This window comes from Hymenobacter sp. FMD4, assembly GCF_058932745.1.
Map to the genome: position 1 here is coordinate 94,610 of NZ_JBZYWH010000008.1, position 11,508 is coordinate 106,117.

Sequence of the window (11,508 nt, forward strand, 5' to 3'; positions counted from 1 at the left end):
GACTCGGTCAGACGCCGCTGCGGGGCGTATCTATCGTGGGTGGATTTTCATCGAGCAGGCGTGTATCCGGCGCGGGCTGCGCGTAAGGGTTGTCATTGCGCGAGTTCAGCAGGTCGGCTGGGACCGATAGCTCGCCCGTGTGTGGGTCGATCAAGCCATTGCGTTCGTCTTCGATGTTGGTGGCCTGGGTGTACACGTCGCCAGCAATAGGGCGCTTGCGCAACTCCTGCTTGAAGGCGCGAATGCGCTCGGTGCGGGCGGCGGAGTCTTCCGGTCCCCCGTAATCAGAAAAGCCAAAGCCGCCCCATTCACTGACCAACAACGGCACTTGGCCACGGTAGAAGAATGGGTCGCCGACCACGAGCGGGTGCGCCGCCACCCCAATCAGCTCACCCTCCACCAGCCGATCCAGCATGGAGCGCCATTGGTCCAGCTCCGGCGTGTATAAGTGGGCCGTGAGCATATCGGACTTCAAGCGCCCTTCGTAGGAAATGTGGTGCCAGCCGTCGTTGTCTATCACTAAGAAGTGCGGATACTCCGTGTGCATGTAGTGGTAAGTGTCAACGATATAGCGCCGGGTATCGGGGTTGGTGGCAATGTCTTGCGCGCCCCAATCTTCGTTGTACAAGCTCCAGATAATCACCGAAGGGTGAGTTTCCATCAAGGCCAGCATGCGCAAGAGCTCGGCTCGGTGGTTTTCGCGGCTGCGCGGAGTGGAGATGTGTGGGCTGGGTACTTCCACCCACAGCAGCAGACCCAACTCATCGGCCAGGTTGTAAATGCGCGGGTCTACGCCGGCGATATGCACCCGCACTAGGTTGCACCCCAACTCCTTCATGGCGTGCATGTGCCGTTGGGTTTCCTCGTAGGTGGCCGTACCGGGCTGGTACAGAATGCCATCGAGATAAATTGGTTCCCTGTTCAGGTAGATGCGCTTGCCGCGGGCTTCAATGTGGCGCAGGCCAAAGTGTGATTCTATCTGAGCTTCGTAGCCGTCGGAATCTATTAGCTGGGCTACCAGCCGATATAGTTTGGGCGATTCCGGCGACCATGCCTGCGCATCTGGTAGGGGCACCACCACGCGCTGCCGTTTCTCGCCTGTTTCTAGCCGCAAGGGAAAGTCGGAAGTGGCCAGCAAGGGTGCATTGAGTCCGTTACGCTCGTACACTTTCACGCGCAGGGTGTAGTGGCCGGGGTCGTGGATGCGGGTAGTAAAGGTGAAGCGCACGAGCTGGTCTTCCACGCTGCTGCCCACCCCCACGCGGGAGCGGAGGCGGTTGCGCTCCACCACTTCAAGCCACACGCTGCGCACGGCGCCCGTGTAGGTCTGGTACCAAATGCCGCCGCGCTTATACACGTGCGACTCCTGCTTGCCGCGCGGCGCATCGCCCTCCATCGTATCGGCAATGCGCACCGTCAGGCGGTTGACGGGCCGTAGGTGCTCGGGGTTTAGCTCAAAAGAAAAGGATGTATACTCGCCGTAGTGAACATTATCGCCTTCGATGGTGCTGAGCGGGCGGCCGTTGAGCCACACGCGCGTCTCGTAGCCACATGCCCCGAAGGTGAGCTGAAACATAGAGCGGCCCTCCGGCGCGTCGCACGCGGGCAGCGTGAATTCTCGTTCATACCACGCCACCACTTTATCATGCCAGCGCGAGGGTACGGTGTGGCCTTTGGCTTGGGCCATATGGTCTTCAATTGAGCCTGGCCAGTCAGCCGTGTGCTCGTAGTCAAAGCCCAGGTACCACGCCTCGCGCAGGCCGGAGTCCTCCGTGTCAAGGGCAAAACGCCACTGCCCATCGAGCAGCAAGTGGGTATTTAGCCGCAACACGGCCCGTGGGAGCGGGTTGACGGCCTCCTCAGTAGTATGTTTCTCGTCCTCGCTGACGGAAAGGGCATAATTGACGTGTTCGGTGTCCATGCTGGCAGGTAAGGTGAAGACTGGTGGCAACTCAACAATTGCTGTCTTACGGATTTTACAAGCAGACAGCGGGTGGGGTTTACGAAAGCGCCTACTTTTTGCTGAATCAGGGCGACACAAAAAGCCCGCGCCCCGCTGCCTACAATCGGGCAGCGAGGCGCGGGCGCTCCAGTAAATGGATTCCTGGTTTAGGTTTTCTGCTTCTTTTTCTTCGCCGCAGGAAACAGTATGTTATTTAAAATCAGGCGGTAACCCGGCGAATTGGGGTGCAATACCAAATCAGTAGGCTCTTCCTCCACCAGATGCTGATAATCCTCCGGGTCGTGGCCGCCATAAAACGTCCAGGTGCCTTTGCCCAGCTCACCGTGGATGTAGCGGGCTTCGCCAGAAGTTTTGTTTTCGCCCATGATTAGCACATCAGGCTTAATCAGGCTTTTACGGAAAGCTGTAGTCTGACCCATAAAGCCTTTCACCGTCTTGGTGTGGCACTGGGTGAGCATGGTGGGCACCGGGTCATACTTGGCCGAGAAAGTAAAGAGCTGGAAGTAATCGTTGTCTTCGCCCACTCCTCGCTCGTAAGGCTGCATGTCGATGTTGGAATACTCGTACTGGTAGGGGTCGCGTACCAGGGAGAAGTCCTTGAAAGCCAGCGTGCGGTTATAATTCAGCTTCTGTTGCGCCTGGGGGTCGGGGGCGTCGCCGTCGTACATCACGTCCACCATGTCCACGCCAAGGCCAGCCAGGGCAATGTCGTAAGTATCGGTAGCCGAGCACATGGCAAACAGGAAGCCGCCACCGGCCACAAATTCCTGCATTCTGGTGGTAACGGCACCCTTCATCTGCGACACCTTGCTGAAACCGTGGCGCTTGGCCGCCGCTTCCGAATCGCGCTGCTGCTGCTGGTACCACGGGCGGTTGCGGTACGAGGCGAAGAACTTGCCGTACTGGCCCGTGAAATCCTCGTGGTGCAGGTGCAGCCAGTCGAATTTAGTGAGCTTGCCGTCAAGCACTTCGTCGTCGTAAATCTCGGTGTAGGGAATCTCAGAGTAGGTGAGTACCAGCGTCACAGCGTCGTCCCAGGGCTGCTTGCCTTTGGGCGTGTACACCGCAATCTTGGGCGCCTTCTCCAGCTTCATGATGTCCATGTTGGCGTTGGCATCGGCTATCTGAGCGAGGATGGCGCTATACTGCGCGTCGCTGATGACCTGATAGCTCACGCCGCGCACGGCTAGCTCTTGCTCAGCGCCTTGCATGGCCGGAAAGGCAAACGCCCCGCCGCGGTAGTTCAGCAGCCAGTCGACTTCGACGTTCTTCGTCAGTAGCCAGTAAGCGGCGCCGTACGCTTTCAGGTGCTCTTTCTGGGCTTCATCCATCGGGATGATGACCTGACTGGCGCGCACCGCTAGCGGGAGCAGGTAGGTAAGGAGCAGCAGCCCAAAGGCCAGCAGGCGTTTATGAGGCATGGTAATCACAAGCTAAAGAGAAAGAAAGCAGCCGGCACGTTGCACTGAAACGGCGCCCGACCGGTGTGCGTTCCGCCAGGGGGCAGTGGCTGAATCTTGTTGAGGTGGTTATAAGGACCGCATAGACGAGTGACCAACAACAGTTCTGCCTTACCAACCCGCATCTGGCTAACGTCCCACGTCCCAAACAAATGTAGCGAAACAACCTGCACCTTTGCCCGAAAGCTCCTACCTTTCGGCTACCCGATCATGGGCGTTGGCCTGATCAACTTTGGTAGAAGGACTTTAAGACTTTTTTTGTCGCGGCGGGGTATGCATTGGTTTGAAAACATTCGGGAAGCATTCCGTTCCATTCAGAGCAACCTGCTGCGCACCGTGCTGACGGCGCTTATCGTGAGCATCGGCATCATGTCATTGGTGGGTATTCTCACGGCTATCGATGCCATGAAGTACTCGCTGAACGAAACCTTCTCCAGCCTCGGTGCCAACTCATTTGATATTCAGGCCAAAGGCTACAGCAACCGTTTCCGGCGCGGCGGCGTGCGCGGCAAAACGTACCCCGCCATCAGCTACCTGCAGGCCCGGCAATACAAGGATCAGTTTGGCAACGAAGGTCGGGTAGGGATTTCAGCGTTTATTGCCGGCGCGGCCAAAGTGAAGGCGGGCAGCAAGGAAACAAACCCCAATACCCAGGTAGTGGCCGGCGACGAAAACTACCTGCTCAACCAGAGCTATAACCTATCCGCGGGTCGTGCCTTTTCGCAGCTGGAATTGGATAACGGCGCCAACGTGGCCATTATCGGGGCTGAAGTGCGCGAAAAGCTTTTTGGCAGCAATAGCGACGCCTCCGCAGTAGGGCAGTACATCTACATGCTCAGTCGACGCTTTTTGGTGGTGGGCACGCTGGAGCGTAGCGGTTCCGGCATGGGTGGCGGCGGTGCCGACCGCATGGTGCTGCTCCCGCTCGAAACAGGCAACCAGATGCCCCGGCAGCGCGCCCTCACTTACGACATCAAAACGGCCGTGTTGCTGCCCGAAAACCTGCCCTTCGCCATGGACCAGGCCCGCGGCATCATGCGCGCCGTGCGCCGCGACCGGCTAGGCTTGGAGGATAGCTTCGAGATGGAAAGCAGCGACTCCCTGGCTGGCAAGTTGGATGCGCTATCGGGCAACCTCAAAATCGGGGGCTTCCTGGTGGGCTTCATTACGCTGCTCGGGGCCAGCATCGCGCTCATGAATATCATGATGGTGTCGGTGACAGAGCGCACCCGGGAAATTGGCATACGTAAGGCACTGGGCGCAACGGCGCGGCAAATCCGGCAGCAGTTCCTTATTGAAGCCATTGTTATTTGCGTGCTGGGTGGCGCACTGGGCATTGTATTGGGAGTGAGCATGGGCAATGCAGTGTCGCTGTTCGTGGGCGAGGGCGCCTTCTTGGTGCCGTGGCTGTGGATGATGCTGGGCTTGCTCATCTGCGTTACCGTGGGCTTGGCTTCGGGCTATTACCCGGCCAGCAAAGCCGCGAAGCTCGACCCCATAGAGTCGTTGCGCTACGAGTAGTGGGATGCGGATAGCCGCACCGATGACAAAGCAATTCGTCACCTGCTTTTGCCGTTGCGCATGTCCGGCCTGACTTTTTTGGGATTTGAGCTGGTTGTTCAGCCGCTGATTTCAGCAGTACCACACGGACTTTCAGTTTCGTCTAAACCTGCTCGCCCAGCATTAGGAGTTAGTGTTCTAGCTTGCCTCAATATGTATAGGGCGCGGCATGGGAGTGGTCGTGCCGCGCTTTACTTACCTACACGTATTTTTTGTAAGCCTCAGTTCAACCGGTCAAGACATTGCCGTTGCCGCAAGTCTCTTGCATCAGTAAGCCAGACGTTCGGCAATTTATCGTTGAGCAAGGCTTTTGCCGCCGAGCAACTATGCATTACTTAGTAGAGTAGGAGATGGGCTCATCTTCACGCTACTGGTGGAACTGCAGCCGGTGCATACTGCGTAAACTCCAATTGTTGGGCAACAAGAAGGGGATTTCGACTGTGAGGACAGTAACTGACTAAGACTTTTGAGCCTTCCGCAACGTCCTGTTTGATCTGGTCTGCTGAGGAGCCGTATCTATTTTCTGTACTTATTCTCAACGAAGCGGAAGAACTGCTTTGTTTAACCAACCTTCAGTTCGACAACCGCAACTGGACTGCCTTACGGCCTATTGCCACCGTACCTCTGGCTTCTGAACTAAGAGCGCCAAGAGTACGAGCAGCTTTAGCAGTTTGATTTTAGGAGCGTACGGAAAGCTTTATTAGCAGATGGCATCTTAAAAGAGTAGGTGTCCTTGCACTCCAAGCAATAACCCTAGAGTAAAGTAGAATGCAGTTTGCTGATCCTGTGGCTGACAGTAGCCACCAAGCTATGATGCAGGCTTAATCAGCAACGCAATGACCGAGCTAGCTCGCGCCGAATGGTTTGCTAAGCCAAGGAGAGAAGTCAAACAACATTTTATTGCTATTTTTCTCATTTGGTGTATATTTGTATCAATTGGCAAATAAACCATTTGGTAAAGTGGTAAAAACAGCAACCGTAGGTCAAAGATTCAGTCAGCTTATCCAAACGCTAGGTATGTCAAAAAATGCCTTTGCGCTTTCTTTGGATAAGACCGCGACTGTAATCCAACACATAGTGGAAGAACGGAATAAGCCTGGATTTGACCTTTTGAGTAAGGTCTTTGAAGTTTACCCAGAAGTTTCAAAAGACTGGCTTATACAAGGAAATGGCAATATGTTCTCAAATGGCAAAATACAGCTAGATGAGCAAACCCACGCAAGCCTTGCATCATCAATAGCTACGCCTTCAGCACAGCCTAGCACCGCGCCGGAAGCTGCAACTGTTCAACCGGTTGCTCCTGCTCAACCGGTTTTGCAGCCTGAGCCTACCCAAGAACCAGCGCCTCAAGCGGCTACGTCGGCAACTCCTCCATCCGCACCGGCAACTGCACCTATGACTCAGGCTGCCGCACCTCAGGGCTGGGAGGCGGCGCTGTACGCGCAACAATTGCAGCATCAGCTAGCCTTAGCCGAATTACGCAACCAGCACTTGCTGGAGCAACAAAAAATGCTGCAGCAAATGGTTGAAATCCTTAGGCAGCCACGCTAAGAGACCTTTGTTGACCAACATCAAATGCCAGCGGGGCGCTCATTCACGGTGAATGAGCGCCCCGCTGGCATTTGATGTTGTAATGGCTAATGGCTGAGAATTTCAAATCCGAGTTCTTCGGCTTCCATCAGGCCGTTGGCATTGACCTCCATCAGGCGAAGCTTTTTCAACTCGCCCACCAGCAGCGGGTCGTACTTGGCGGCTACGCGGATATAGTTCGGGGTGAAGCCTTCGATGCGTCCGTCAGGTCCGAGGTCATCTTCGAATAGCACTTCGGTTTCCAAGCCCACGTGCTGCTCGTAGAAAAAGCGCTTTTTCTTTTCGGAAAGGCTGCGGAGCTGGGTGGTGCGCTCGTGCCGTACACGGTCCTGCACCCGGCCGGGCAAGGTGGGGGCTAGCGTGTTTTCGCGCTCCGAATATGGGAAGACGTGCAGGTAAGAAATCGGTAGCTCGTTTAAGAACTGGTACGTGTCTAAAAAGTCTGCTTCCGTTTCGCCCGGGAAGCCCACGATTACGTCGACGCCGATGCAGGCATGGGGCATTACCTCCTTGATCAGCGCGACGCGCTCCTGATACAGCTCGCGGCGGTAGCGGCGACGCATCAGCCCCAGAATCTTGTTGGAACCTGACTGCAGCGGGATGTGAAAGTGCGGCATGAAGCGCTTCGACTGCGCCACCGTGCGGATAATGTCGTCGGTGAGCAGGTTGGGCTCGCAGCTGCTAATGCGGAACCGCTCAATACCTTCTAGGGTATCAAGCGCTTTTACCAAATCGGTAAACGTTTCGAGGCGCTGCCGTTCCGGGCCCTGCAGTCCAAAGTCGCCGAGGTTTACGCCGGTCAGCACGATTTCCTTTACGCCGGTGGCAGCGAGCTGTTGCACGCGTTCTACGACGCTAGCCACGCTGCCCGAGCGGCTGTTGCCGCGGGCCAAGGGAATGGTGCAAAACGAACAGGAGTAGTCGCAGCCATCCTGCACTTTCATAAACGTACGCGTCCGGTCGCCAAAGGAGTGCGCGTTGTGAAACTCCGTGGCTTCCGAGATGGGCGAGGCAAATACCTGACCCGGCTGCCCGGCACCGGGTTTTTCGAACTTCACTTCGTCGAGGATTTCCACCAAGCGGAACTTCTCGGCCGCTCCCAGCACGGCATGCACGCCGGGGATTTCAGCAATTTCCCTCGGCTTGAGCTGGGCATAACAGCCCACAATGGTCACGTAAGCTTCCGGGTTGTGCTTCAGAGCCTGTTGCACCACCTTCCGGCACTTGCGGTCGGCGTGGTCGGTGACGGAGCAGGTGTTGATGACGTAGATGTCAGCCCCTTGCTCGAAGGCTACTTTCTCAAAGCCGCGCTCCTCAAACTGCCGGCCCAGGGCCGAGGTTTCGGAGAAGTTGAGCTTGCAGCCCAGCGTATAGAAGGCAACGGTGCGCGTGTTCATAGGATCGGCAAAGATACAACGCGGGGCTGGGTAGTGGTTCCGAAACTTCACGCTGGTGCAGTGCTACAGACAAAAGCACGGTTGGAAATGTGCAGCGCGTAGGAATATAACCGGCGCCCGTTGTTATACTACTGCTTCCCAAGCCCCTTGCCGATGCCTGCTCTCCGTACCGCCCTCGTACCCCTCACTGCCCGCGCCAACGAGGTGGATGGCCTGCCGATTTATCACGCGCTGCCCATTGGTGAGGTAGAGCAGATTGATCCTTTTCTGCTGCTCGACCACATCGGCCCGCTAGAATTGGAGCCGTATAATGCCGGCCTGCCGTTCGGCCCGCACCCGCACCGGGGCTTCGCTACCGTCACGTTGGTGCTGTCCGGCGAAGTGCTTCACGTCGATAGCCGCGGCAACCGCCAAGTAATTGGACCTAGGGGCGTGCAGTGGATGACGGCGGCTCGGGGTATCATTCACGCTGAGAACCTCTCCCGCGAGATGCGCCACGAAGGTGGTCGGCTGGAGCTGCTCCAGCTGTGGGTCAACCTGCCGGCCCGCCTGAAGATGGAGCAGCCGGCCTACCAAGGCTTGCCCGCCGAAGCGCTGCCGGTGGTAGTTTCCTCCGATGGAAAAGCGCAGCTAACAGCAATTGCTGGCGCTTGGGACCCGGCGCAAGGACCCGTGCGCCCGTTGCTCCCAGTGCAGTTGGCTTTGCTCCGGCTGATGGCCGACGGTACGTACGCATGGGAAGTCGACAGCTCGCGCAATGCTTTGGTGTATGTGTTGCGGGGCGAGGTCCGCATCAACGGCCAAGCTGCTACCGACCGCAATTTGGTGCCGCTCGATACGAATGGCAACGCCGTCGAAATCAGGGCTACCACTGATGCCGTGCTGCTCTTGGGAGCCGCCACTCCACTACAGGAGCCAGTGGCCCGCCAGGGTCCCTTCGTGATGAACACCACTACGCAACTCATGGAAGCCATGCGCGATTACCAGATGGGACGCATGGGCATGCTGCTCGAAAGCGAGACGCGCTAGCGCCGCGGCAAGCTTGGCGCAGTGGCGCCTGCGGGCAGCGGCTAATCGGTGCCCATTCGCTGACGAAGCAGGCTGATCAGTCCCGGTAAATCCAGCTTGCCCAGTTCCGCTGCCGATACAAGCAGGACTACCGCGCCTGCTTCAGGCTCGATGAAAATAGCTGGTAGCTTCTCTGCCAGCAATGCGGGATAGTTGGCAACTGGTCGCGATACAGAAAACGGGCAGGCAACGGCAGTGTCCGCAGAAACGCTCGCCACTCCGGCCGCATGCTGGTAGCGCTGTACGTGATGCCGCATAGGGAGCAAGGGTAGGTGTCTGGGGAAAGCACCTTGTGGAACATGTCCAAGACAGCATGGCCCACACCGGAATTGGCATTGTAGACAAAAAGCAGTTCAGCGGACATGTGAAACAAAACTTATGTGGGTCTCCGAATGATCAACTGTTAAAGCACCTATCGCCGCAGATAATCCCCAAACGATTTCTGCTGATATGCCTGGCCCTGGCGCAACTGCTGCTCATTCACAGTAGAATCACGGTCAATGATTTGTCGCGCTACGTTGTCCATCGTCACCGCGCCGTTGCGGCTTACCATGCCAAAGCCATCGGTATAACAGTAGAAAGCGAATCCGCCGGGCGCCGCCGCCGGATCAGGAGCCAGCAAGTCGCGGCTCCAGATATAGCCCTTTGTGGGTAGGTTTAGCTGCGTCAGCAGCGTGGCTGCCACGTCGGTTTGGCTGCCAAAGGTAGTAAACGAACGACCCGCGAAAGCCGGGGCGAGGGCGCCGCCAGTTAGCAGCAGCGGAATGTGGAATTTCTCCGGTTCGTGCACGTTGGTGTAGCCCGGCAGGTGGTGGCCGTGGTCCGCTACCAATACGACAACAGTGTTTTGCCACCAGGCTTGTTGCTTCGCCGCCGCCAAAAATTGACCTAAGCTATGGTCCGTGTAGGCTACGGAATTGCGGAAGAACTCCGGCTCGTTTTCGTCTTTAAAACGTGGTTTGCCCGGTACTTCGAAGGGCTCGTGGCTGCTGAGGGTAAAGACGGTGGTGAAGAAGGGCTGTGTCTGTTGATTCAGGTCGCGCAGCACGCGAGCAAAGAGCACATGGTCGTGGGCACCCCACTTGGAGTTTTGGTCGCGCCGGGCAAAGTCCTGCCGTTCTACCAGGCGCTGGTAACCACCGGCCAGCAGGTAAGACTTCATGTTAGCAAAAGCCAGTTCGCCACCGTAATAAAAGGCCGTTTGGTAACCGCGTTGACCAAAAGAGCGGGCAAGGTTAGGCAGTTCCTGCGTTTTACGCGGAAACTTGATGATGTTGGTGGTGGGCTGATTGGGGTAACCGCTAAGCAAAGCCACAATGCCTTTCTGACTCCGGTCACCGCTGGCGTAGATGTTGCGGAACGAGACACCGGTGCGGGCTAAGCTATCCAGCGTGGGTGTTACGCCCGCCTCGCCATCCAGATGCCCGATGAGCTTGGCCGTGAAGCTTTCCAGGATAATAAAAAGCACGTTGGGCTGCGGTGTGCGCACCAGCCGCGGCGCCGCCGGACCAGGGCCTGGCAGGTAGAGCTGCGCTACCAGCCGCTGAGCAGTAGAATCGGCCAAGTAATCGTAGGGGTTGCCCTGCTTTTCGCCCAGGGGCAGGGACTGCGCCACGTTCCAGGGAACGTTGATAGCCGCGTGGTTGGCAAATGGCCGCGAGGATGAGAAGTACACGTCGCTCTGATTTACCGGAATTTGCTGCACCCCTCCGCGAAGCGGCACCACCAGCAATGCCGTGTATAGCAGGCCCACCAGTCCGGCCCGCCACCGCGCAAACCGAGGCGGCTGCGGCGGCACAGGGGACAACAACCGGCGATACAGCCACGTACCTAGCGCCAGCAGGAACCCAAACAGTAGCGCGAGCAGTAGTAGGGGTGAGGAGCCCGCAGAAGCGGCCATTTCTCCCGGCGAGTCCAGGTACTGTAGCGGGGTGCTATCCAACCGAAAGCCCCAGGCTCGGTACAGTTCCAGGTCGGATATCGTCATCATGGCCACCACTGTACCCAGCAGGGCCGTGTAGCCGCCGATCAGCTTGCCCACGGGTAGGCGCGGAACAAGTCCGGCCGCCGTCATCAACAAAAAAGGCAGTAGACAGAGGTAAGCTGCCGCCGAGCCATCGAGGCGCACACCATATAGAAAGGTGCGGGCCACGTCGCCGGGGCTGAGGGCAGCGGTGCGAGGGTAGTGGTACAGCAAAAACGCCGCGCGCCCTATGGCGAAAAGCAGCAGCCAGTATAGAAAGTACCAGGGTTGAAAGTAAAAGCGGTTTCTCACGAGTAATGAGCGAAGCCGCAAAGGTAACCAGACGGCAACTGCCATGCAGTGGAGCAAAAGTGCTCCAAATGAGTTACCTCTAGGTTGTCTTTATGATAATTTTTCGAAGCGACCCTGTTAATAGAAGGGGGTAGGGCTTAAATTCAAAGTTGTTTCCTGAAAAAAGACCCCTAAAAATTAGGGGGTGTTGCATAA

General features: G+C 57.2%; 8 protein-coding genes. 3 read left to right on the plus strand and 5 right to left on the minus strand.

Annotated elements, in window-relative coordinates; translation table 11 throughout:
* Positions 1-7: 7 nt before the first annotated feature.
* Complete coding sequence (locus AC5FXY_RS10105; RefSeq protein ID WP_493556547.1) at positions 8-1,921, minus strand: glycoside hydrolase family 2 protein; 1,914 nt, start codon at positions 1,919-1,921, stop codon at positions 8-10.
* A 188-nt stretch (positions 1,922-2,109) separates the two neighbouring features.
* The gene (locus tag AC5FXY_RS10110; protein WP_493556548.1) at positions 2,110-3,384 is read right to left on the minus strand and encodes an asparagine synthetase B; all 1,275 of its coding nucleotides are present in this window, start codon (positions 3,382-3,384) and stop codon (positions 2,110-2,112) included.
* 312 nt (positions 3,385-3,696) lie between these two features.
* On the opposite strand from AC5FXY_RS10110, the gene AC5FXY_RS10115 reads away from it, so the two are divergent.
* Together AC5FXY_RS10115 and AC5FXY_RS10120 are read left to right on the plus strand one after the other, a co-directional pair.
* Positions 3,697-4,944, plus strand: coding sequence for an ABC transporter permease (locus AC5FXY_RS10115; protein ID WP_493556549.1), 1,248 nt, complete (start codon positions 3,697-3,699; stop codon positions 4,942-4,944).
* 903 nt (positions 4,945-5,847) lie between these two features.
* Positions 5,848-6,534 (plus strand): hypothetical protein, encoded by a 687-nt coding sequence (locus AC5FXY_RS10120; protein WP_493556550.1) that lies wholly within the window; start codon positions 5,848-5,850, stop codon positions 6,532-6,534.
* 86 nt (positions 6,535-6,620) lie between these two features.
* Here the strand turns inward: AC5FXY_RS10120 and mtaB are convergent, their stop codons facing one another.
* Positions 6,621-7,970: a tRNA (N(6)-L-threonylcarbamoyladenosine(37)-C(2))-methylthiotransferase MtaB gene (mtaB, locus tag AC5FXY_RS10125; RefSeq protein WP_493556551.1), complete on the minus strand. Its 1,350-nt coding sequence runs from the start codon at positions 7,968-7,970 to the stop codon at positions 6,621-6,623.
* A 153-nt stretch (positions 7,971-8,123) separates the two neighbouring features.
* Here mtaB and AC5FXY_RS10130 point away from each other — a divergent pair, with 153 nt between their 5' ends.
* Positions 8,124-8,999, plus strand: a complete 876-nt coding sequence (locus tag AC5FXY_RS10130) for a pirin family protein (RefSeq protein WP_493556552.1) — start codon at positions 8,124-8,126, stop codon at positions 8,997-8,999.
* A gap of 41 nt (positions 9,000-9,040) precedes the next feature.
* Here the strand turns inward: AC5FXY_RS10130 and AC5FXY_RS10135 are convergent, their stop codons facing one another.
* Both AC5FXY_RS10135 and AC5FXY_RS10140 read right to left on the minus strand, forming a co-directional pair.
* Positions 9,041-9,295 carry a hypothetical protein gene (locus tag AC5FXY_RS10135; protein ID WP_493556553.1) on the minus strand — a complete coding sequence of 85 codons (255 nt, stop codon included), beginning with the start codon at positions 9,293-9,295 and terminating at the stop codon, positions 9,041-9,043.
* A gap of 155 nt (positions 9,296-9,450) precedes the next feature.
* Entirely contained in the window at positions 9,451-11,313 is a 1,863-nt protein-coding gene (locus AC5FXY_RS10140; protein WP_493556554.1) for an LTA synthase family protein, read from the minus strand.
* Positions 11,314-11,508: the final 195 nt, after the last annotated feature.